The sequence below is a fragment of the Piscinibacter lacus genome, assembly GCF_016735685.1.
GTDB lineage: Bacteria > Pseudomonadota > Gammaproteobacteria > Burkholderiales > Burkholderiaceae_C > Aquariibacter > Aquariibacter lacus.
In genome coordinates, this window is sequence record NZ_JAERRA010000001.1 from 920827 (window position 1) to 942891 (window position 22065).

At 73.1% G+C, this 22065-nt stretch carries 22 protein-coding genes; 9 read left to right on the forward strand and 13 right to left on the reverse strand.

Annotated features, from left to right (window positions below):
- Window positions 1-10: 10 nt before the first annotated feature.
- From gspM to gspG, 7 genes are all read right to left on the reverse strand, one after another.
- Window positions 11-499, reverse strand: a complete 489-nt coding sequence (gspM, locus tag JI742_RS04180) for a type II secretion system protein GspM (protein WP_201824225.1) — start codon at window positions 497-499, stop codon at window positions 11-13.
- Complete coding sequence (gene gspL, locus JI742_RS04185) at window positions 496-1767, reverse strand: type II secretion system protein GspL (protein WP_201824227.1); 1272 nt, start codon at window positions 1765-1767, stop codon at window positions 496-498. Before gspL ends, gspM begins: the two co-directional genes overlap by 4 nt.
- 133 nt (window positions 1768-1900) lie before the next feature.
- On the reverse strand, window positions 1901-2845 hold the full coding sequence (gene gspK / locus JI742_RS04190) for a type II secretion system minor pseudopilin GspK (RefSeq protein WP_350309622.1): 945 nt from the start codon (window positions 2843-2845) through the stop codon (window positions 1901-1903).
- Window positions 2846-2892: 47 nt separating this feature from the next.
- On the reverse strand, window positions 2893-3525 hold the full coding sequence (locus JI742_RS04195) for a PulJ/GspJ family protein (protein ID WP_201824230.1): 633 nt from the start codon (window positions 3523-3525) through the stop codon (window positions 2893-2895).
- Between the two features lie 12 nt (window positions 3526-3537).
- A complete protein-coding gene (gene gspI, locus JI742_RS04200) occupies window positions 3538-3930 on the reverse strand; it encodes a type II secretion system minor pseudopilin GspI (RefSeq protein WP_201824232.1) in 393 nt (130 codons plus the stop codon).
- Entirely contained in the window at window positions 3914-4393 is a 480-nt protein-coding gene (locus JI742_RS04205) for a prepilin-type N-terminal cleavage/methylation domain-containing protein (protein WP_236676775.1), read from the reverse strand. Before JI742_RS04205 ends, gspI begins: the two co-directional genes overlap by 17 nt.
- A 10-nt stretch (window positions 4394-4403) precedes the next feature.
- Window positions 4404-4847, reverse strand: coding sequence for a type II secretion system major pseudopilin GspG (gspG, locus tag JI742_RS04210; protein ID WP_201824234.1), 444 nt, complete (start codon window positions 4845-4847; stop codon window positions 4404-4406).
- 22 nt (window positions 4848-4869) lie between these two features.
- Between gspG and JI742_RS04215 the strand changes: the two genes are divergently transcribed.
- On the forward strand, window positions 4870-5514 hold the full coding sequence (locus tag JI742_RS04215; protein ID WP_201824235.1) for a hypothetical protein: 645 nt from the start codon (window positions 4870-4872) through the stop codon (window positions 5512-5514).
- Window positions 5515-5562: 48 nt separating this feature from the next.
- Here the strand turns inward: JI742_RS04215 and JI742_RS04220 are convergent, their stop codons facing one another.
- Entirely contained in the window at window positions 5563-6765 is a 1203-nt protein-coding gene (locus JI742_RS04220; protein ID WP_201824236.1) for a nicotinate-nucleotide--dimethylbenzimidazole phosphoribosyltransferase, read from the reverse strand.
- 17 nt (window positions 6766-6782) lie between these two features.
- Window positions 6783-8396, reverse strand: a complete 1614-nt coding sequence (gene ilvA / locus JI742_RS04225) for a threonine ammonia-lyase, biosynthetic (protein WP_201824237.1) — start codon at window positions 8394-8396, stop codon at window positions 6783-6785.
- Between the two features lie 398 nt (window positions 8397-8794).
- Between ilvA and JI742_RS04230 the strand changes: the two genes are divergently transcribed.
- Complete coding sequence (locus JI742_RS04230; RefSeq protein ID WP_201824239.1) at window positions 8795-9217, forward strand: OsmC family protein; 423 nt, start codon at window positions 8795-8797, stop codon at window positions 9215-9217.
- A 36-nt stretch (window positions 9218-9253) separates the two neighbouring features.
- On the opposite strand, the gene coq7 is transcribed toward JI742_RS04230, so the two are convergent.
- A complete protein-coding gene (coq7, locus tag JI742_RS04235; protein WP_201824241.1) occupies window positions 9254-9889 on the reverse strand; it encodes a 2-polyprenyl-3-methyl-6-methoxy-1,4-benzoquinone monooxygenase in 636 nt (211 codons plus the stop codon).
- 292 nt (window positions 9890-10181) lie between these two features.
- On the opposite strand from coq7, the gene JI742_RS04240 reads away from it, so the two are divergent.
- From JI742_RS04240 to JI742_RS14110, 4 genes are all read left to right on the forward strand, one after another.
- Entirely contained in the window at window positions 10182-11387 is a 1206-nt protein-coding gene (locus JI742_RS04240; RefSeq protein WP_201824243.1) for a porin, read from the forward strand.
- Between the two features lie 121 nt (window positions 11388-11508).
- Window positions 11509-12486: an ABC transporter permease gene (locus JI742_RS04245; RefSeq protein ID WP_201824245.1), complete on the forward strand. Its 978-nt coding sequence runs from the start codon at window positions 11509-11511 to the stop codon at window positions 12484-12486.
- Window positions 12487-12491: 5 nt separating this feature from the next.
- Entirely contained in the window at window positions 12492-13355 is an 864-nt protein-coding gene (locus JI742_RS04250) for an ABC transporter permease (RefSeq protein WP_236676776.1), read from the forward strand.
- A gap of 368 nt (window positions 13356-13723) precedes the next feature.
- Entirely contained in the window at window positions 13724-15847 is a 2124-nt protein-coding gene (locus JI742_RS14110; protein ID WP_201824249.1) for an ABC transporter ATP-binding protein, read from the forward strand.
- A 25-nt stretch (window positions 15848-15872) separates the two neighbouring features.
- Here JI742_RS14110 and lysA read toward each other — a convergent pair whose 3' ends face one another.
- Window positions 15873-17159 carry a diaminopimelate decarboxylase gene (lysA, locus tag JI742_RS04260; RefSeq protein WP_201824251.1) on the reverse strand — a complete coding sequence of 429 codons (1287 nt, stop codon included), beginning with the start codon at window positions 17157-17159 and terminating at the stop codon, window positions 15873-15875.
- Window positions 17156-17350 (reverse strand): LPS translocon maturation chaperone LptM, encoded by a 195-nt coding sequence (lptM, locus tag JI742_RS04265; RefSeq protein ID WP_350309623.1) that lies wholly within the window; start codon window positions 17348-17350, stop codon window positions 17156-17158. The genes lysA and lptM overlap by 4 nt, the downstream gene beginning before the upstream one ends.
- An 81-nt stretch (window positions 17351-17431) precedes the next feature.
- On the opposite strand from lptM, the gene cyaY reads away from it, so the two are divergent.
- The gene (gene cyaY / locus JI742_RS04270) at window positions 17432-17806 is read left to right on the forward strand and encodes an iron donor protein CyaY (protein WP_201824253.1); all 375 of its coding nucleotides are present in this window, start codon (window positions 17432-17434) and stop codon (window positions 17804-17806) included.
- Window positions 17807-17836: 30 nt separating this feature from the next.
- On the opposite strand, the gene JI742_RS04275 is transcribed toward cyaY, so the two are convergent.
- Window positions 17837-20209 carry a penicillin-binding protein 1A gene (locus JI742_RS04275; protein ID WP_201824255.1) on the reverse strand — a complete coding sequence of 791 codons (2373 nt, stop codon included), beginning with the start codon at window positions 20207-20209 and terminating at the stop codon, window positions 17837-17839.
- A gap of 147 nt (window positions 20210-20356) precedes the next feature.
- Here JI742_RS04275 and JI742_RS04280 point away from each other — a divergent pair, with 147 nt between their 5' ends.
- Window positions 20357-21436, forward strand: coding sequence for a pilus assembly protein PilM (locus tag JI742_RS04280; RefSeq protein WP_201824257.1), 1080 nt, complete (start codon window positions 20357-20359; stop codon window positions 21434-21436).
- A complete protein-coding gene (locus tag JI742_RS04285; RefSeq protein ID WP_201824259.1) occupies window positions 21433-22056 on the forward strand; it encodes a PilN domain-containing protein in 624 nt (207 codons plus the stop codon). The genes JI742_RS04280 and JI742_RS04285 overlap by 4 nt, the downstream gene beginning before the upstream one ends.
- The last annotated feature ends 9 nt before the right edge of the window (window positions 22057-22065 follow it).

The window sequence follows — 22065 nt, forward strand, 5'->3', positions numbered from 1 at the left end:
CGCGGCGCGTTCAGGGGGCGGGCGCCAGCGCGATCACGGCGCTGCCGCTGTAGAGCTCGCCCTGGCGGCGCAGCTTCAGCTCGACCGGCAGGGCGCGCGCACCGGCGCGCAGCTCGCGCAGCCAGCCCAGCAGGGCCTCGCCGGACACGCCTTGCAGCGTGACGACGGCCCGCTCGCCCTGCAATTGCACGCGGTTGCCGGCGCCGAGCGCGGCGGTGGCGGCCTGCAGCGCGGCTTCCGCCTGGGCGGGGGCCAGCGGCGGGCGTTCGCGCAGGCTGCGCACCTCGGTGGCGAGCTGGCGCATCTGCTGCAACTGGCTGGCCAGCACGGCGCGCTGCGGTGGCGCCTCGCGCAGCGTGCGCAGCAGGGGCTGAAGCCACAAGCTCCACAGCAGCAGGGCCAGCAGCAGCGCCGCGGCCGCGGCCAGGCCCTGGCGCTCGCTGGGCTTGAGCCCGGCCCAGCGGGCACGCAGCGCGGCTTGCAGTTCGGTCTTGCTCATGGCCGGGCCTCCGCAAGCCGGGCCGGGGCCAGGGCCGCAGCGCGCCGCAGGGCCAGGCGGCCGGCCTCGCCGTCAAGCTGCCAGCCGGCCGGGGCCAGGCTGGCGCGCAGCAGCTCGATGGCGGGCGGGCGCAGGCCGGTCGCGTCGATGCGGAGCTGGCGGTTCTCGTAGCTCAAGGCCTCGGCTTTCAGGCCCTCGGGCCAGGCGCTGGCCAGGGCGGCCAGGGCGGTTTCCAGATCGGCTTCGCCGGCCTCGCCGGCGGCATGGCGCAGGCGCGCGGTCTCGGTCTGCATCTGGCGCGGCGCGTCCAGCACCACGCGCAGTTGCGGGAAGCTCTCGCGCAGCAGGCGCGTCATCTCGGCGCGGTCGGCAGCCAGGGCGCGCTGCAACTGCCAGGCGCCGAGTTGCAGGCCCAGGGCCTGCACCAGCAATAAGGCGACCAGGCCCCAGCGCAAGGGCCGCCACAGCGGTTCGCGCAGGAAGCGCAGGCCGGCCTCGCGCAGCCGCGCCAGGCCGCGGTGGCGCAGGGCCAGGTCGAACTGGCGCAGGTTCCACGGCGAGGCCAGGGCCTCGCGGGCCTGCTCGACCCGGCCCAGCACCTGCACCGGCTGGTCTAGCCAGGCCTCGGCGGCGGCGGCAGCCGCCGGGCTGGCCTGCACGCGCAGCGCGCTGCGCTCGGCGGGCAGCAGGGCGCGGGCGCCGCTGCCGGCCAGGGGCCAGTGCCGCAGGCCATCGGCATCGGCCAGGCTGGCTTGCAGGCGCGGGCTGGAAGCGCTGTCGGCGGCGGCGTCGATCCACAGCCGGGCCGGGGCCTCGGGCGTGTCGGACGGGGCGAGGGCCGGCACCAGGGTGTGGATCGGCCGGTCGGCGGCCTCGAAGCGGGCCAGGACTTCGGCCAGGCCGGTCTTCTCGGCCACGGCCACCCAGCCGGTCTGGCCGCCGCGCAGGCCGGGCGGCAGGGCGAAGTGAAGCTGGCCGACCTCGTCGAGCAGGGCTTCCTCCAGCACGCCGGCCAGGGCCGCGGCGCGCTGGCGCGGCGGGGCCTTGGGACAGGCCAGGCGATGCCAGCCCAGCGCGGCGGGCGGCAGCACGGCGACGATGCGGTCTGCCGGCGGCAGGGCGGCCGGCAGGCCGTGGCCGACCTGCGGGCTCAGGCCCTCGGCGGGCCAGTGCACCCAGTCGCAGCTTTCAGCGGGCGGCGGGGCGGCGGGACGGCCGCCGGCCCGCAGGCGCGGACGGTCGGGCAGGAAGACGACCAGGGTGCTCATCGAGGGGCCTCGGGGCGCCCGCCAGAGGGGGTCTGCGGGGCGCAGCGGATTGTAGGAGCCGGTCCGGACCCGACCATGACGGCAACCGGCGGGGCCGCCCTTGGCGCGGCGGGGGCATGCAGGGCGGCTTGCATCAGCGTTCGAAGGCCGCGCGGCGCTCGCGGAAGATGGTCAGCACCTCGATGCCGCGGCGTTCCAGCACGGCATGTTCCTCGACGATGCGCTCTTCCAGCCGCAGCCGGCCGCGCACCTCGAACCATGAACTGGACACGGCCACCCGCTCCGGGTTGAGCTCGACCGTGGCCGGCAGCAGGCCGCGCGCCTCTTCCAGATTGGCCAGGGGCTTGCGCTGGCGGGCCAGCACCAGGCGTTCGGCGGTCGAGCTGTCGATGTCGAGCACGGCGGCCAGCACCTCGCGCGAGGCGGTGTTCAGGTTGATCGGCGTGGTCACCGGCAGCAGGGTCAGCAGCGGCTCCAGGGCATCGAGCGCGGCAGCGTCCAGGCCCATCCAGCGCAGGTCGCGCAGCCGGGCCGGGCGCAGCGGCCGGTCGGCCTGCGCGGTCTCGATGCCCGCCTCCGGCAGGGCGCCGGAGGCCGGGCTCATGCTGGGCACGGCCTGGCGCATGGTCTGGCTGAGGCCGCTGGCCAGGCCGGGCGCCAGGCCGGCGGCGGCCAGCACCCGGCCGAGGGCCAGGGTCTCGCGCTGCCGCACCTCGGCGGTGGCGGCCACCACATTGAGCAGGTTGTAGCGGGCCTGCAGGTCGCGGATCTCGCCGGACAGGAAGGCTTCGGGGCCCTGGCCGGCCCGGCGGTCGGGGTCGACGGCCAGGAAGCTCGACAGCCGGGCCTCGGCCAGCGGCGTGGCCCAGGGTTCGCTGAGCGCGTCGTAGCCGCCGTTGCGGGCATCCTCGCGCAGGATGAGCCGGGCGTAGTCGGTGGCGCCGGCCAGGATCCACTGGCTCTGCGCCCGGCCGCGTTCGGCCGATTCCACCTGCACCGCCTGCCACTGCTGCCAGACCAGGCCCGAGGCCAGGCTGGCGATCAGCGCGACCAGCAGCATCGCGGTCAGCAGTGCCACTCCGCGCGCGGCGCGCGGCGGGGCAGGGCGGCGGGGCAGGGTCGGCTTCAATTGCGGCGGCCCAGGGCCAGTTGCAGATCGCGTTGCAGCGCCAGGGCCTCGGCGGCGGCGCCGGCCGGCGGGTCCAGGCTGAGCAGCAGGCGCACGCCGCCGGGCAGTTGCTCCTGGCCCTGCAGGTCGGCATCGCCGGTCGACTGGGCATTGGTCCAGGCGGTGTCGCGCCAGTAGTAGAGCTGCCAGGCGCGCAGGCCCTCGAGCATGACCAGCCGGGCCGGGCCCTCGCGGTCCAGGGCCTCGCCGACGCTCTCCCACTGCGCTTGCAGCGCGGCCAGGCGCTGTTGCGGCACGCCGGCCCAGCGCAGCCACTGCCCGCCGCGCAGCGACCAGGCGACGATCTGCACCCCGTCGGCCGTGCTGCGGCTCAGGCGCAGGGTGGCGCCGTCGAAGCTCAGCGCCGGCAGCGTGCGGGTTTCGTGCAGGGCGGCGAGGTCGGCCTCCCACTGCGCGATGGCGTTCTGCCGGCGCAGCACGGTGTCCAGCGCCTGCTCGCTGCGCTCGCGGCTGCGCACCAGGCCGTCGATGCCCTGCCAGCCCAGGCCGGCCAGCACCGCGAAGATGAACAGCGACACCAGCAGCTCGACCAGGGTGAAGCCGGCCTGGGCCGGACGCGGGGTCCCCATCGCGCCCTGCCTTCAGTAGCGGCCGAGCACGGTGCTCAGGCTCAGGATGGGCCGGCCCTCGGCATCGCGCACCTGGGCGTCGAGGCGGCGGAAATTGGGGTTGGGCGTGCCCTCGACCCGCAGCAGCAGCCGGTAGATGCGGCCGAGCTGCTGGCATTCGAAATCCAGCTCGCCGGTGCCCGGGAATTGCTGGCTGAGCCGCAGCTCGGCCAGGCGGTTGTCGGCACACCACTGCGCGGCCTGCACCTCGGCCAAGCGGTCGGCGTTGTCGAGCAGGGCGGTCGAGGCCCGCACCGCCGCCGCCAGCGCCACGGCCAGGATGGCCAGGGCCACCAGCACTTCGATCAGCGTCAGCCCGGCGTCGCGCGCAAGCCGGCGGCCGGCGGGCTCAGCGCGGCGCGGCATCGCGTTCGATCCGGAAAGGCCCCAGGCCGTCGCTGGCCACGGTGATGCGCCGCTCCTCCAGGCCCAGCTCGATGCGCTGCGCGCCGATTACCGGCTCGGGCCCGAGCAGCACCTGGCCCGGCGAGCTGCTGCCGCCGGCATCGAAGCGGGTGATGCGCACGCGCGGGGCGGGCTGGTCCAGCCAGGCCTGGGGCGGCGGCTTCATGCCGGGCGGCAGGCCGAGGAAGCGGAAATCGATGCCCTCGACCCGGTCCGGCAGGGCCTGCCAGCGCAGGGCCAGGCCCAGGCTGCGCGATTCGGCCCGCATGCCTTCGAGCAGGGCAGCCAGGCGCTCGGCCTCGCGTTCCAGCCGGGTCTCGGCCGGGTCGCGCAGGGCCAGGCTGGCCAGGCTGGAGGCGATCGCGAGGATGGCGACGACGACGATCAGCTCGATCAGCGTGAAGCCGCGCGCCCGCTGGCGCATGGCCGGCCCCTCACTGCCAGGAGCCGATGTCGGCATCCTTGCCCTCGCCGCCGGGCTGGCCGTCGGCCCCCAGGCTGAAGACATCGATCTCCCCGTTCACGCCCGGGTTCAGGTACTGATAGGGCTGGCCCCAGGGGTCGGTGGGCAGCTTGTCGAGGTTGGGCTTCCAGTTCGGCGGAATGGGCTCGACCGTGGGCCGCGCCACCAGGGCCTGCAGGCCTTGCTCGGCGCTGGGGTAGCGCAGGTTGTCGAGCTTGTAGCGCTTGAGCGCCGTGACGATGCCGCTGACATCGGTGCGGGCGGCGGTCACGCGGGCATCGTCGGCCCGTTCCAGCACATTCGGCACGATCAGCGCCCCGAGCACGCCGATGATCACCAGCACGACCATCAGCTCGATCAGGGTGAAGCCGCGGGCGCGGCGGCGGCGGGCGGGGAGCGGGGTATTCGGCAACATCGGCCCATCATAATCACCGCCCATGTCACTCCCGCTTGCCGCCCGACTCGGGGCCTTTGTCGTCTGGGCTGTGGTGGCCGCTTCCGTCGTCGCCTGGGGCCTGCGCATCGCCCGGCCCGGGGGCGGGGCCAGCACGGCGCCGGCGGTTTCGTCGGCCGCGGGCCTGGCCGGGGACCCGCTGCGCTTGCTGGGCGCCGGCCCGGGCCCGGCGGCCGAGCTTGAAGCCGTGGCCGAGACCGATGCCGACCGCGGCCTGCGCCTGATCGGCGTCGTCGCTGCCCAGCCGCCGGGCGCCGGCGTGGCCCTGTTCGAGCAGGCCGACCGGCCGCTGCGCCCGGTGCGGGTGGGGCAGGTGGTCGATGGCGATTGGGTGCTGCTGGCGGTCGAGCGGCGCGCCGTGCACCTCGGGCCGCGTGGGGGTCCGGCCGAGCGGCGGCTCAGCCTGCCCGATCCGGCCGGCGGCGTCTCGGCGATGGCCCCTGCCGCGGGCCTGCCGCCCCGCCCCGGATTGCCCGCACCCGGCTTCCCGCCGCCGCCCAGCCCGCCGCAGGCTGAGCCCGACCCGGCGGTCTCACCCGAGGCCGATGTGCCGTTTGCGCCGGAAGGCCAGGCCGACCCGGAAGACCCGGTGGGCATGGCCCGTCGCGCCGCAGCGGCGGCGCGCTAAGCGGCGCCGGCCGCTGCACGCCGCTCAGGGCAATGGCCCGGACGGCTCCTAACGATCGGGCACCTCGTTCATCAGCGGCAGTTGCCGCATGTCGGCTGGCGGCAGCGTGCTGCGCAGGCGCGGCAGGCGCTCGGCCCCCGGCGGCGGGCTGACCTCGTCGGTGATCAAGGGCAGCTCGGGCAGCCAACTCGGCACGGTCTCGCTGATCTCGCCCAGCAGCGCCGCGGCGGCACTGAGCATGGGCCAGGCCAGCACGGCACCGGTGCCGTCGGGGGCGTCCAGGTCCAGTTCGAGCAGGGCATTGGCGTGGAACACGCCGAAGGCTTGGTCCAGGCCCGGATGGCTGCTGCTGCGGGCGAAGAAGGCGTAGTCGACCACCGAGGGCGCGAGCCGCGCGGCCAGGGCCAGTGCGGCACAGGCCGGCAGGCCGTCGATCAGCAGGGTGCGGCGCTGGCCGGCGGCGGCGATCATGGCGCCGGCCAGCACGGCGATCTCGTGACCGCCGAAGGCGCACAGCACCTCGATCGGCCCGCGCGCCGAGAGGTGGCGCTTCTGCGCCCCTTGCAGCGCGACGAGCATGCGCGAGAGCCGGTCGGCCGTCATGTGCGGATCGACCAGCAGCTCGCGCAGCGGCAGCCGGCCCAGTTCGCAGAGGATGAGGGCCGCCGATTCCATGCTGCCCACGCCCACGCCGGCGCAGGCCAGCAGATTGCCCGGCAGGCCCTCGACGATGTCCAGGCCGGCACGCAGGCCGGCTTCGGCCTGCGCCGTGCTCATCGCCAGGCCGAGCCGGGTGTTGTGCGTGCCGTAGGCGATCTTGCGGCTGACCAGGGTGGGCGTGGGGGGCAGGTCCTCGGCCAGGCCGGCGTCGACCACGGTCAGGCCCACCCGCTGCTGGAAGGCGAAGGCCGCCATCGGCACCCGGCCGCCCAGGATGTGGCTGACCTGGGTGGCGCTGCTGGGCAGGTGGCCGCGGCCGAGGTCCACCGCCAGGCCGTGGTCACCCGCGACGACCAGCAACTGCGGCGAGCGCAGCCGCGGCTTGACCGTGTTCTGGATCAGGCCCAGCCGGATGGCCACGGCCTCAAGCTCGCCGTGGTAACCCGTCACGCCATGGCGGCGGCGCAGCTTGGCTTGCAGGGCATCGCGCAGCCAGGGCTGGCCGTGGATGGGCGCGATGGGGGCGAAGCCGGTGGCCCGGCGCCGTTGTTGCGCGGCAGCCGGACGGGGCGGAAGCTCAGGAACGGCCATGGTGTGCGGGCGCCAGGTCAGCGAAGAAAAAGCCGGTAGACAGGATTGTCCGTCTCCTCGACGCAGGGCAAGTCCAGTTGCCGGAGGAAACGCTTGAGCTCCCCACCCTGCCCGCGGGGGATCTGCAGGCCGACCAGGATGCGGCCGTAGTCCGCGCCCTGGTTGCGGTAGTGGAAGAGGCTGATGTTCCAGGCCGGGTGCATGCTCGACAGGAAACCCATCAGCGCACCCGGCCGCTCGGGGAAGACGAAGCGGAACAGGCGCTCGTCCTGGGCCAGCTCCGAGCGCCCGCCGACCATGTGGCGGATGTGGGTCTGGGCCAGCTCGTCGTGGCTGAGGTCGACGGTGGCAAAGCCCTGCGCGCCGAATTCGGCCGCGATCCGCGCCGACTCGCCCGGCTGCGACAGGCTCAGGCCGACGAAGACCTGCGCGGTCGCGGCATCCGAGATGCGGTAGTTGAACTCGGTCACGCTGCGCGGGCCGATCAGCTCGCAGAAGCGGCGGAAGCTGCCGCGCTCCTCGGGGATGGTCACGGCGAACAGGGCCTCGCGCTGCTCGCCAAGCTCGGCCCGCTCGGCGACGAAGCGCAGGCGGTCGAAGTTCATGTTCGCGCCGCAGGCGATCGCGATCAGCGAGCCGCGCTCGCCCGCCGGCGCCTTGCCGCGCCGCGCCTCGGCGGCGCGCTGGCGCGCCACGTACTGCTTCAGCCCGGCCAGGCCCAGGGCCCCGGCCGGCTCGACGAGGGCCCGGGTCGTCTGGAAGACATCCTTGATCGCGGCGCAGACCGCGTCGGTGTCGACCACCTCGTAGCCGTCGACCAGGGCGCGGGCGATGCGGAAGGTTTCCTCGCCGACCTGCTTGACGGCGGTGCCGTCCGAGAACAGGCCCACGTCATGCAGCACCACGCGCTTGCCCGCCTCGACCGAGCGGACCATCGCATCCGAATCCTTGGTCTGCACGCCGATCACCTGGATCTCCGGCCGCACGGCCTTGATGCAGGCGGCGACACCGGCAATCAGGCCGCCGCCGCCGATGGCGACGAAGACCGCCTCGATCGGCCCTTGGTGCTGGCGCAGGATCTCCATTGCCACCGTGCCCTGGCCGGCGATCACGTCCGGATCGTCGAAGGGGTGGACGAAGGTGGCGCCGGTCGATTTCTCCAGCGTCAGCGCATGCGCGTAGGCGTCGGAATAGCTGGTGCCGTGCAGCACGATGTTCACCGCCGCGCCGCCGTGGCGGCGCACTGCGTCGATCTTGAGCTGCGGCGTCGTCACCGGCATCACGATGGTGGCCGCGCAGCCCATGCGCCGCGCCGACAGCGCGACGCCCTGGGCATGGTTGCCGGCCGAGGCGCAGATCACGCCGCGCTCGCGCTGGGCCGGGCGCAGCCGCGCCATCTTGTTGTAGGCGCCGCGCAGCTTGAAGCTGAACACCGGCTGGGTGTCCTCGCGCTTGAGGAAGACCGGCGCGCCCAGGCGCTCGCTGAGCTGGGGGGCGGGGTCGAGGGCGGACTCGATCGCCACGTCGTAGACCCGCGCCGTCAGGATGCGCTGCAGGTAGTCGGCCAGCATCGACGGGTCGGCGGCGGCACGAACGCGGCGCGCAGGGGTTCGGGAAACGCGGGAGGGCATGCCGGGAAGGGGCGGAAAATTCGCCGGATCATAGGCGAGGCCCTCGGGCGCCCCGCCGCGCGGCCGCGCCGCGATCCGGCCAGAAAAAAGGCCCCGGGTCCTGAGACCCGGGGCCCAATCCACCTATCGAGGAGGGGTGGAGGAGACAAGCGGCGGGAAGCGGGTGGCGTTTCGGGGGGAACGTGAGGCCTTGCGCTTCCGATGCCCCGTATTCTAGGGGCTAACCCTAGATTTGCAAGCGTCTCGACCGCCGGGAAGCGCATTTCAAGCCGCGATGAGCCGGTCCGGAACGGCCCGGATCCGGGCTTCACCGGCGTCGCCTGCGAGGGTGACAATCCGCCACCCGGCCGGCGGCGGCCCGTCCGGGGCCCCCGCATGCCGCCTGGGAAAGTCGATCGATGGAATGCACCGTGCGCTGGCAACCCGAGGCCGGCATGGCTTTCGTGGCCGAAACCGGCAGTGGCCACCTGCTGACGATGGACGGTGCGCCCGAGGGCGGCGGCCGCAACCTGGCGCCGCGGCCGATGGAGACCGTGCTGGCTGGCACCGCGGCGTGCAGTGCCTACGACGTGGTCCTGATCCTCAAGCGCGGCCGGCATGCGGTGAGCGGCTGCGAGGTCAAGGTGCAGGCCGAGCGTGCGCCCCAGGATCCCAAGGTGTTCACCCGCCTCAGCCTGCACTACCGCGTCAGCGGCAAGGGCCTGAGCGCGACGGCGGTCGAGCGCGCGGTGCAGCTTTCGCACGACAAGTACTGCTCGGCCAGCGCCATGCTGGCCAAGACGGCCGAGATCGGCCACAGCGTCGAGGTCGTGGAGGCCTGAAGCCTGCGGCTGAGGTCGGCCGCGCCGCAGCCGGCTTCAGATCCGGTGGGCCGTGAAGGTCATCACCTTGGCCGCGCCGCGCATCGCCCAGCGCAGCGGCGCCGGCAAGGCCGTACCGCCGGCCGCCTCGGCCTCGCGAGCGTGGCGCACCTCGTCGTCCCGCATCTGTTGCACCACCGCCCGGGAGGCGGTGTCGCCCGCCGGCAGGCGATCGAGGTGGCCGTCGAGATGCTGCTCGACCTGGCGCTCGGTCTCGGCCACGAAGCCCAGGCTGGCACGGTCGCCCGCCCGCCCGGCGAGCAGGCCCAAGCCGAAGGCGCCGGCATACCAGATCGGATTGAGCAGGCTGGGCCGGCCGCCCAGGGCGGCCAGGCGCTGCTCGCACCAGGCCAGGTGGTCGGTCTCGTCGCGGGCGGCCGCTTCGAAGTGGGCGCGCAGGGCCGCATCCTTCGTGGCCAGGGCCTGGGCCTGGTAGAGCGCCTGGGCGCAGACCTCGCCCACATGGTTGACCCGCATCAGCGCCGCTGCCTCGCGGCGTTCCGCTTCGCTCAGCGGTGTTTCGGCTTCGGTTGCGGTCGGGCAGGGGCGCTGGGCCGTGTGGCGCGCCCAGATCGTCCGCAGGGCATGGTCGACCGCGTGCAGGCCGCGGTCCAGGGGGGAGTCGAGGGGCATGATCAGACTGAAGATGTTTGCGGCTAAGTGTGCCGCGAGGCGTGGCGCCAGCCTGGTACAGGGCTTCCGCCCGCCGTTCCAGGCGGGCACTGTGTCCCGGAGGCGGCGCAGGGTGACCGTCAGGGATAGTTGTGGCTTGACAACGCTCCATGCCGGCCTGCGGCCTGGCCCCGTGGAAGCGTCACACAAAGTCTGGTGGAATGCATCGGCTTCCAAGACCGGGAGTTGCTATCCGTGAACCTCGTCAGCCCGGACGGACGGGGTTTACCCGGGAATACACAGGAGATCGTTCATGAAGAAGTCTTTGATCGCGCTGGCCGTTCTCGGCGCATTCGCTGGCGCCGCTTCGGCCCAGTCGTCGGTGACGCTGTATGGCCGCGCCGACCTGAACCTCACCCACGAGAAGGCGGGTGACAGCATCAACAACGCAGCCGCTGGCGAATCGACTACCAGGCTGAACGATGGCGGCGGCACCACCGGCATTGGTGGCTCGCGCTGGGGCATGCGTGGCGTCGAAGACCTCGGCAATGGCATCAAGGCGGTCTTCATTCTCGAGTCGGGCTTTGCCTCGGACACGGGTGCGTCGGGCCAGGGCGGTCGCCTCTTCGGTCGTCAGGCCTGGGTTGGCCTGTCGTCGTCCAGCCTGGGCGACATCCGCTTCGGTCGCCAGGAAACCTACTCGCGCCTGAACGCCCTGTACTGGGATCCTTCGTTCAACGGTCAGACCAAGCTCAACGAGAGCAATGCGGTCTCCCTGGACGCTGCAACGGCCAACGCCATCGTTGCCGAGGGCATTCCCGGCATCGCCACTGTCGCGCAGGCGCGTGCCGCCGTGACCCGCAACTACCTGCTGTTCCAGAACTTTGGCGACCGCCAGGACAACGTCATCTCCTACACCTCGCCGAACTTCTCGGGCTTCCGTTTCGGTGCCCAGATCGGTCTGTCGGAGCAGCCCAGCGACGCCACGGCTGACGTGGCCGGCCGCTACCAGGGCGTGACCGCGTCGTACACCAGCGGTCCCTTCGCCGCCGGCGTGTCCTATGAGTCGATCAAGGTCGGTGATGTCGCTCCGGGCGCCGAAGACGACCTGAACAAGACCTTCTCGATCGGCGCGAACTACAACTTCGGTTTCGCCACCGTCTACGCCGGCTTCCAGAAGACCAGCGACGTGGCCGATGGCAGCCAGATCACCTCGGCTGCCACCAACACCGTGGCGCCGAGCAGCCTGATCATCGAAGACCAGACTTCGTACACCATCGGCGTGAAGGTTCCGCTGGGCAAGTTCACCGTGCTGGCCAACTACGCCAACGCCGAGTACGAGATCCGCGCCTTCGGTGGCGAGGAACTGGAGCTGCGTAAGGTTGCGCTGGCCTGGAACTACTCGCTGTCCAAGCGCACCACCGTGTACGGCACTTTCACCACCCGCAGCGGCGATTTCGACGACAACGTCGCCGTCAAGCGCGAGTTCACCCTGCTGGGCCTGGCCCACACCTTCTGATCCTGGTCCTCCGGATCCAGACCAAGCAGCCCTTCGGGGCTGCTTTTTTTTGCCCCTCGCACGCTGGCGCCCGCACGATCCACAATGCGCGGCCCTGAAACGCCTCCCCCGTGACGACGTCGTGCTGAGCTTTCTGCTGCGCCGCCTGCTTGAAGCCCTGCTGGTCCTGCTGCTGGTGGCCGCCCTGGCCTTCGGCCTGTTCCAGTTCGTCGGCGATCCGGTGGCCCAGATGCTGGGCCAGGACGCCAGCCCCGCGCAGCGCGCTGCCCTGCGGGCCAGCCTTGGCCTGGACGAGCCCCTGCCGCAGCAATACCTGCACTTCATCACCCAGGCGGTGCAGGGCGAGTTCGGCCTCAGCCTGCGCCATGGCCGCCCGGTGGCCGAGATCCTGGCCGAGCGCCTGCCGGCCACGCTGGAGCTGGCCGGCGCCGCCGCGCTGCTGGCCCTGCTAATCGGCCTGCCGCTGGGCATGCTGGCCGCCATCCACCCCCGCAGCCGCCTGCTGCGGCTGGCCATGGGCCTGACGCTGTTCGGCATCTCGCTGCCCAGCTTCATGCTGGGCATGCTGCTGATCCTCGTCTTCACCCTGCAACTCGGCTGGCTGCCGGGCTTCGGCCGCGGGCCGGTGCCCGAAGGCGGCAGCAGCAGCCTGGGCAGCCTGGCCGGCTGGCGCCACCTGCTGCTGCCGGCCCTGACCCTGGCCCTGTTCCAGACCGCGCTGATCGCCCGGCTGGTGCGCGCCGAAATGCAGCAGGTGCTGGCCAGCGAGCACATCCGCTACGCCCGCGCTCGCGGCCTGCCGGCCTGGCGCGTGCACGGCCGCCATGCGCTGCGCAGTGCGCTCACGCCGGTCATCACCATCGCCAGCCTGCAACTCGGCAGCCTGATCGCCTTCTCGATCGTGACCGAATCGGTCTTCCAGTGGCCGGGTCTGGGCCTGCTCTTCATCCAGGCGGTGGCCTATGCCGACATTCCGGTGATGGCGGCCTATCTGTGCGGCAGTGCCGCGCTCTTCGTGCTGCTGAACCTGCTGGCCGACCTGCTGTGCCGCCTGGTCGATCCGCGCCTGCGCCGGCCCCTGGGCGGGGGCGCGGCATGAAGGGCATGCCCGGGCTGCGCGCCCTGGGCCGTAGGCTGGCGGCCGGCCTGCTGGGCTTGCTGGTGCTGGCCGCGGTTGCGGCGCCCTGGATCGCGTCGCAGGATCCGCACGACCTGGCCAGCCTCAGCCTGGCCGATGCCCAGCTTCCGCCCGCCTGGCTGCCCGACGGCGAAGCGCGCTACCCGCTCGGCACCGACGACCAGGGCCGCGACCTGCTCTCCGTCGTGCTGCACGGCAGCCGGGTCTCGCTGGCCCTGGCGGGGCTGGCGGTGGCGCTCTCGCTGCTGATCGGCGTCGGCGTCGGCCTGCTGGCCGGCTGGCGCGGCGGCCGCACCGACGCCCTGCTGATGCGCCTGTGCGATGCGATGCTGGCCTTTCCGGCCATGCTGATCGCGTTGCTGATCGATGGCATCGGCCGCGTCGTCTTCCCCGCCGCCGGCGAGCTGCAGGCCCTGGCCGTGCTCGTCTTCGCCATCGCGCTGGCCGGCTGGGTGCCCTATGCGCGCACCGTACGCGCGGCCACCCAGGTCGAGCGGCAGAAGGCCTACATCGACGCCGCCCGGCTGACCGGCGTGGGCGAATGGGCCATCCTGCGCGGCCACCTGCTGCCCAATGTGCTGGGTGCCGTCTGGGTGCTGGCGCCGCTGCAACTGGCGGTGGCGGTGCTGACCGAGGCCACCCTGTCCTTCCTGGGCGTGGGCGTGCCGCCGACCTCGCCCTCGCTGGGCAGCCTGATCCGCATTGGCGGCGACCACCTGCTCAGCGGCGCCTGGTGGATCGCCGTGGTGCCGGGCGCGATGCTGCTGCTGCTGGCCCTGGCTTTCAACCTGGTCGGCGAGGCCTGGCGCCGCAGCAGCGATCCCCGATGAGCCCGCCCCGTTCTCCTGCGCCCCCGGCCCGCCGCGAGCCGGGCTTCGACCCGACGGCCGAGCTGCCCGCCTTCGAGCCCGACCGCCATGTGCTTGGGCCGATCGAGCCGGCGGTCGACGCGTCTGCGCCCGCCGAGTCGCCACCAGCGGATGCCCCGCCGGCCGTGCCGCCCCCGGCTGCGCCGCAAGCGCAAGCTGCGCCGCGACCCGAGCCCGAGCCCGAACCTGAGCCTGAGCCTGAGCCTGAGCCTGAGCCGCAGCCGCAGCCGCAGCCGCAGCCGCAGCCGCAGCCGCAGCCGCACGCCCCAGCGGCGGTCCCAGCAGCGCCCCCGTTCGCTGACGCAGCCGCCGCCCCGTACGACCGCCCCGTGCTCGCCGTGCGCCAGCTCAGCCTCCACCGGCGCGATGCCGCCGACATGCGCCAGCCGGTGGTCGAGGACCTCGGCTTCGATCTGTACCGCGGCGAGCTGCTGGGCCTGGTCGGCGAGTCCGGGGCCGGCAAGTCCCTGGTCGGCGCGGCGCTGATCGACCTGCTGCCGGCCGGGGTGGAGTGCCTGGGCGGCAAGCTCTGGCTCGGCGGCGAGCGCATCGACACGCTTCCGGCGGCCCGGCGCGCCGGGCTGCGCGGCCGCCGCATCGCCGCCGTCTTCCAGGACGCCAGTGCGGCGCTGGACCCGCTCTTCACGGTCGGCGACCAGCTCATCGAGACGGTGGCCCATCACCACAAGTGCGGGCGGGCGGCGGCGCGCGAGCGGGCGGTCGCCCTGCTCGCCGAAGTCGGCCTGGCCCCGGCCGCCGACCGGCTGGCGCAGTATCCGCACGAGCTTTCCGGCGGCCAGCGCCAGCGGGTGGTGATCGCCCTTGCGCTGGCCGGCGACCCCGAGGTGCTGATTGCCGACGAGCCGACCAGCGCGCTGGACGTGAGCTTGCAAGCCCAGGTCATCGAGCTGCTGCAGCGCCTGGCCCGCGAGCGCGGCCTGGGCGTGCTGCTGATCAGCCACGACCTGGGCCTGGTTGCCGAGGTCTGCCAGCGCGTGCTGGTGCTCTATGCCGGCCGGCGGGTCGAGGACGGCCCGGTCGACGCGGTGCTGGCCCGGCCGCTGCACCCCTACACCGCCGGCCTGCTGGCGGCCATGCCGCGGCTGGATGCGCAGGCCGGCCTGCCCCAGGCCATTCCCGGCCAGATGCCGCCGCCCGGCCAGCGCCCGCCGGGCTGCGCCTTCCAGCCGCGCTGTCCCCGCGCCGACGGCGCCTGCCAGCAGCTTCCCCAGGCGCGCGACCGCGCCGAGGGCGAGGCCCTGCGCGCCCTGGGCGGCAGCGCATCCGGCGCATGGTCCCAGCCCCTCGGGCAGGCCCCCGGCCGCCCGCCCGGCCCCGGTACGGGCCAGGTGAGCTGCTGGCATCCGCTCGATATGCCCGGGCCGGCCGTTCCGCCGCGGGGCGGGCCGCGCGTTGCGCCGGGTGCGGACACCGCTGCCGCGGCCCCGGGCGGCTTCCGCCCGCCGCTGATCGACACCTTCGAGCTGAGCCGCCGCTTCGCGCTGCCGCGCCTGGGCCTGTTCGGCCGGCCGCGCAGCCTGCTGGCGGTGGACCAGCTCGACCTGGCCCTGCCAGTGGGTGGCAGCTACGGCCTGGTCGGCGAATCCGGTTCGGGCAAGAGCACGGTCGCCCGCATGATGGTCGGCCTGCTGGCGCCCAGCGAGGGCGAGCTGAACTTCGAGGGCGACGACCTGCACCGGCGCCTGGCCCGCCCCGGCGCCCAGGCCCTGCGGCGGCGCTTGCAGATGGTCTTCCAGGATCCGCAGGCCAGCCTGAATCCGCGCTGGACGGTGGGCCGCATCCTCGACGAGCCGCTGCGCCTGCTGGGCGACGGCCTGGCCGGCCTGGACACAGCGGCCGATCGCGCCGCCCGGGTGGCCGAGCTGCTGCGCCTCGTCGGTCTCAGTCCCGACGATGCCGCGCGCCTGCCGCACAGCTTCTCGGGCGGCCAGCGCCAGCGCATCGCGATCGCGCGGGCCCTGGCCTCGGCGCCGGATTTCCTGGTCTGCGACGAGCCGACCTCGGCCCTGGACATGTCGACCCAGGCCCAGGTGCTGGGCCTGCTTGCCGAGCTGCGGGCGATGGCGCGCGGCATGACCCTGCTTTTCATCTCGCACAACCTGGCGGTGGTGCGGCACATCTGCGACCAGGTCGGCGTGATGTACCTCGGCCGCCTGGTCGAGGAAGCGTCGGCCGGCCGCATCTTCCAGGTGCCGCGCCATCCCTACACCCGCCAGCTCGTCGCCGCGGTGCCCCACCCGGCGCGCCGCGGCCAGGCGCGCGTGCTGCCGATCGGCGAGGCGCCGGACCCGAGCCGCCCGCCGTCCGGCTGCACCTTCCACCCGCGTTGCAGCCTGGCCAATGAGCGATGCCGTGCGGAGCGGCCGGTGTTGCGGCGGCTGGATGCCGAAAGCCGCATCGCCTGCCACGCCGTGCAGGAAGGCCGGGCCTGAGGCCCGGCCCGCGGCCCTCACACGCTCAAGCCCCCGGCAGGCGCTCCAGCGCGTGGAGTGCCTCGACCGTCTCGCGGGTGCGCACCAGCAGGGCCTCGCCCCGGTCGATCAGCAGCTCGGCCGGGCGGCCGCGGCTGTTGTAGTTGCTGGCCATGGCCATGCCGTAGGCGCCGGCGCTCAGCACGGCCAGGCGGTCGCCGGCCTGCACGGCCAGGGCGCGGTCGCGGCCCAGCCAGTCGCCGGATTCGCAGACCGGGCCGACCACATCGCAGACCACCTCGGGCGTGCCGTCCGCGCGCGGGCGCAGCGGCACGATGCCCATCACCGCCTCGTACAGGGCCGGGCGCATCAGGTCGTTCATGGCCGCGTCGACGACGCAGAAGCTCTTGTCCTCGCCGGGCTTGAGGTAGAGCACCTCGGTCAGCAGCACGCCGGCATTGCCGACCAGGGAGCGGCCGGGTTCGAAGAGCAGCTCGCGCCCGCCGTGGCCGCGCGCGTCCAGCTTAGCCAGCAGGGCGGCGATCAGGGCATCGGCGCCGGGCGGCTGCTCGTCGGTGTAGGTGATGCCCAGGCCGCCGCCCAGGTCCAGGTGATGCAGGGGGATGCCGGCGACCTCGATGGCCTCGACCAGATCGAGCACGCGGTCCAGCGCATCCAGGTAGGGCGCGATTTCGGTGATCTGCGAGCCGATGTGGCAGTCGATGCCCACCACCTTCAGCCCCGGCAGGCCGGCCGCATGGCGGTAGGCCGCCAGCGCCCGGGTGTGGGCGATGCCGAACTTGTTGCCCTTCAGGCCGGTGGAGATGTAGGGATGAGTCTTGGCATCGACATCGGGGTTGACGCGCAGGCTGACCGGGGCGCGCTGGCCGCGTGCGGCGGCGACGGCGGACAGCACGTCCAGCTCGGCCTCGCTCTCGACGTTGAAGCACTTGATGCCGGCGTCCAGGGCCTGGGCCATCTCGGCGCGGGTCTTGCCCAGGCCGGAGAAGACGACCTTGGCCGGGTCGCCGCCGGCGGCCCGCACCCGGGCCAGCTCGCCGCCGGAGACGATGTCGAAGCCGCAGCCAGCCTGGGCGAAGGTCTGGAGCACCGCCAGGTTGCTGTTGGCCTTCATTGCATAGCAGACCAGGTGCGGCCGGCCGGCCAGCGCCTGCTGGTAGGGCGCCAGCGCGGACTGCATGGCGGCGCGGGAATAGACGTAGAGCGGCGTGCCGTGGGCGGTGGCCAGCTCGTCCAGGGCCAGGCCGTCGAGGCTGAGGCCGGCCTCGCCCCAGGCCAGATGCGGCGCGCCGGGCAGCGGCGGCCGGCTCATCGGGCCGGCCCCGAGGCCGGGGGCGCGGCCGGGCGCGGCGATGCGGTCGGCAGGGTGTCGGGCTTGGCCGCGCTCGCATCCGCCGGGCCGGGCAGGTAGAGCGGGCCGCGCTGGCCGCAGCCCGCCAGCAGCAGGGCCAGGCCCAGGCCGCCGAGCAGCGCGCCGCAGCGCAGGCCTTGCGGAGACCGCACGGCCCGCAGGGTGGGGCGGCCGGACGCCCGGGGGGCGCTGCCTAGAATCGATCGCAACATCAACATCAGAAGATTCTAAGGATGAGCACCGAAACCTCCCTGGGCCATACCGACCCGGCCGCCCGCTCCGGCCTGAGCGAGGCGCAGTACCAGGCGCTCAGCCGCGAGATGCTGGCCCGCATCGAGCTGCGGGCCGACCACTGGCTTCAGGTCGACGGCGTGGACATCGACAGCGCGCGCACCGGCGGCCTGATCGAGCTGAGCTTCCCCAACCGCAGCAAGATCGTCGTCAACACCCAGCCGCCGCTGCACGAGATCTGGGTGGCCGCGCGCCGCGGCGGCTTCCACTTCCGGCATCAGGACGGCCGCTGGGTCGACACCAAGACCGGCGAGGAACTGCTCGCCCTGCTGGCCGCCTGCGTCAGCGAGCAGGCCGGCACGCCGCTGGGCTTCTGAGCGCTCCCGTGCGGGGCCCCGCCGGCAGGTTCAGCGGAAGAGATCGAGGATGCTCTTCTTCTCGTCTTCCGTGGCCGGCGGCGCCTCGGGCAGGGCGGTGCCGAGGTGGTCGACACCGTGGCCCGGCGTGTACTCCTCGTAGTACCACTCGCCGTTGATCTGCGACACGCCCTCGGGCACGGGCACTTCGAAGACCGGCACGCCGCGTAGTGCGCTGCTCATGTAGTCGATCCACACCGGCAGGGCCAGGCCGCCGCCGGTCTCGCGCGAGCCCAGCTTCTTCGGCTGGTCGTAGCCGATCCAGCAGACCGCCACCACGCCCGGCCCGTAGCCAGCGAACCAGGCATCGACCGAATCGTTGGTCGTGCCGGTCTTGCCGTAGAGGTCGGGCCGCTTCAGCGTGGCCTGCGCACGGGCGGCGGTGCCGCTGCGGGTCACCTCCTGCATCAGGCTGCTCATCAGGAAGGCATTGCGCGGCGCGATCACGCGCTGGTCCTCGCTCGGCGGCCGCGGCGGCAGGTCGAGCAGCAGGCGGCCCTGGTCGTCCGACACCCGTGTGACCAGCCGCGGCGGCAACAGGTAGCCGCCGTTGCCGAACACGCCATAGGCGCTGGCCATTTGCAGCGGGGTGACCGAGCCGGTGCCCAGGGCCATGGGCAGGTAGGGCGGGTGGCGCGCGGCCTCGAAGCCGAAGCGGCCGATCCACTGCTGCGCATAGTCGGTGCCGATGGACTCCAGCACCCGGATCGAGACCATGTTCTTGGATTTCGCCAGCGCGGTGCGCAGCGGCATCGGGCCTTCGAACTTGCCGTCGTAGTTCTTCGGCTCCCAGGGCTGGCTGCCGGTGGCCTCGGCGCTGTAGAAGAGCGGCGCATCGTCGACCACGGTGGAGGGCGTGATGCCCTTCTCCAGCGCGGCCGAGTAGACGAAGGGCTTGAAGCTGGAGCCCGGCTGGCGCCAGGCCTGGCTGACGTGGTTGAACTTGTTCTTCGCGAAGTCGAAGCCGCCGACCAGCGCGCGGATCGCGCCGGTGTTCACGTCCAGCGCGACGAAGGCGCCCTCGACCTCGGGCAACTGGGTCAGGAACCAGCGGCTGACCGAGCCGGCGAGCTGGCCCTCGGCCGGCACCACCCGCACCACCGAGCCGCGGCGGATCTGCACCTTCGGATTGGCCTTGGTCGAGAGGCCCGAGGCCACCGGCTTCAGGCTCTCGCCCGTCAGCCGCAGGCGCTGGCCGTCGCGCAGCATCAGCCGGACTTCGCTCGGGCTGGCCGCCAGCACCACGGCGGCCTGCACCTCGTCGTTGTCGGGATGCGCTTCCAGCGCCTCGGCGATCTTCTCTTCGAAGGCCGGATCGGTCTCGGGCGGCAGGGCCAGCTCGGCCTCGGGGCCGCGGTAGTGCTGGCGGCGTTCGTAGTCGAGGATGCCGCGGCGCAGCGCGCGGTAGGCCACTTCCTGCTCGTCGAGCCGCAGGCTGGTGTCGACCCGCAGGCCGCGGGTGTAGGCGTCCTCGCCGTACTGCTGGAAGATGAGCTGGCGCGCCTGCTCGGCCACGTACTCGGCATGCAGCGGCACCTGCTTGCGTGCGCGGTACTTCAGCGGTTCGACCTTGGCGGCTTCGGCTTCCTCTTCGGTGATGAAGCCGTTCTCGAACATGCGGTCGATGATGTGCAACTGCCGCGTGCGCGAGCGCGCCGGATTGCTGAAGGGGTTGTAGGCCGAGGGCGCCTTGGGCAGGCCGGCGAGCATCGCCGCCTCGGCGATCGACAGGCTGGCCAGGGGCTTGCCGAAATAGGTCTCGGCCGCGGCGGCGAAGCCGTAGGCCCGGTGGCCGAGGTAAATCTGGTTCATGTACAGCTCCAGGATCTCGTCCTTGCTGAGCTGCTGCTCGATCTTCAGCGACAGCAGGATCTCGTAGATCTTGCGTGTCAGCGTCTTCTCGGTGGAGAGGTAGAAGTTGCGCGCGACCTGCATCGTGATGGTCGATGCGCCCTGGCTGCGCGCATCGGTCACATTGGCCAAGCCGGCCCGCACGATGCCCAGGTAGTCGATGCCGGAGTGCTGGTAGAAGCGCGCGTCCTCGATGGCGAGCACCGCCTCCTTCATGCGCGCCGGGATCTGCGCGATGGGGGTGAAGAGCCGGCGCTCCTCGCCGAACTCGCCGATCAGCCGACCCTCGGCCGAATACACCCGCATCGGCAGCTTGGGCCGGTAGTTGTCGATGCCCTCGATGTCGGGCAGGTTGGGATAGGCCATGGCCAGGGCCAGGGCCAGCAGGGCCAGACCCGCCAGCAGGCCGCCTGCGCCCAGCAGGACGATCGTCCCCAGGGCACGCAGCCAGAGGGGGCGGGGGGTCGGCGCCGGGCGGGCGCGCGGTTTCGGGGTGGGGTCCGGTGCGGGCATGGGATACGCGAAGTCGCCCAGATTGTAGGGAGGGGGCCTCCCTTCCCCCCGATGCGTGAGACAGGGCCGGTTTCCTGCCGATTCTTCGTCGCTAGCATCGATTCGCCCCGTGGGATGCTGAGTCCCGAAGAACATTGCGAGGACGCCATGAGCATGATCGACGCCTGGTTCGGCCGCCGTCCCACGGCCCTGCTCGGGCTCGACATCAGCGATTCGAGCGTCAAGCTCGTCGAGCTGGCCCAGGGGCCGGGCAGCGCCCTGAGGCTGGAGCATTTCGCCCGCGAGCCGCTGGAGAGCGGCTGGGTCGCCGACGGCCAGATCGAGAAGTTCGACGAAGTCGTCGAGGCCGTGCGCCGCGTGCTGGGCAAGAGCGGCAGCCGCTGCCGCCGCGCGGCGCTGGCCATGCCCTCGGCCACCGTCATCACCCAGAAGGTCGTGCTGCCCGCCGGCCTGCGCGAGGACGAGCTCGAGCTTCAGGTCGAGACCGAGGCCGCGCAGATCCTCCCCTTCCCGCTCGACGAGGTCAGCCTCGACTTCTGTGTGCTCGGCCCGCATCCCGGCCTGCCGGGCGAGGTCGAGGTGCTGATCGCCGCCTCGCGCAAGGACCGCGTGCAGGACCGCCAGGGCCTGATCGAGGCCGCCGGCCTGCGGCCGGTCGTCGTCGACGTGGCCTCGCATGCGGCCCGGCTGGCCTTGCGGCGCCTGGTCGCGGCCTGGCCCGGCGTTGGCCCCGAGGCCCTGCTGACCCTGGTCGAGATCGGCGCCGAAACCACGGTGCTGACCGTGCTGCGCGACGAGGAAGTGATCTACGAACGCGCCCAGGCCTTCGGCGGCGCGCTGCTCACCCAGCAGATCGCCCGCGAGGCCGGCTGGTCCCTGGAAGAAGCCGAGCGCCGCAAGATCGCCCGCGAGCTGCCCGAGGCCCTGGAGGCCGCGCTGCTGCCGCCCTTCGTCGCCGAGCTGGCGCAGGAAATTGAGCGCGCGCTGCAATTCTTCTTCACCAGCACGCCGCATCTGCGGGTGGACCGCGTGCTGCTCAGCGGCGGCACGGCCGGCCTGCCCGGCCTGGAGGCCGCCGTGCGCGGCGCCACCGGCTTCGACAGCCAGGTGCTCGACCCCTTCGAAGGCATGGCCCTGGGCCCCGGCGTGCGCGAGACGCGGCTGCGCCGCGAAGCGCCCGCCTACCTGACCGCCTGCGGCCTGGCGATGCGGAGCTTCCTCGCATGATCCTCATCAACCTGCTGCCGCACCGGGCCGAGGCGCGGCGCCAGCGCCAGAAGGCCTTTCTCGCCGCACTGGGCCTGGCCGCGCTGGCCGGCCTGGCCTGCGCGGCCCTGGGCGGCCTGGTGCTGCAACAAGCCACCGAGCGCCAGCGCGCCCGCAATGCCTACCTAGGCCAGGCCATCAGCCGGCTGGAGGCGCAGATCCGCGAGGTCGCCCTGCTCCAGGACGAGATCGACCAGCTCAAGGCCCGCCAGCAGGCGGTCGAGAAGCTGCAAGCCGAGCGCAACCTGCCGGTGCGCCTCTTCGAGCAGTTGCTGGCGCAGACGCCCGAGGGTGTGCTGCTCGCCAGCCTGCGCATGGACGGCGAGCGCGTGCAGCTTGGCGGCCAGGCCCGCAGCAACGAGCGCATCTCCGACTTCCTGCGCCAGCTCGGCCAGCCCGGCAACACCCTGCATGCGCCGGAGCTGCTGGAGATCAAGCTGGGCGGCGGGGCCGCCGCCGCTGCGGCCGGCGCCGTGACGCCGGCCCTGCGCCGGCCGGTCGACTTCTCGCTGCGCCTGCAACTGCCGCCGGCCCCCGGTGCCTCGGCGCCGGCGGCCGCGCCGCGCCGCAGCGCCTCCTGAGGGCTCCGA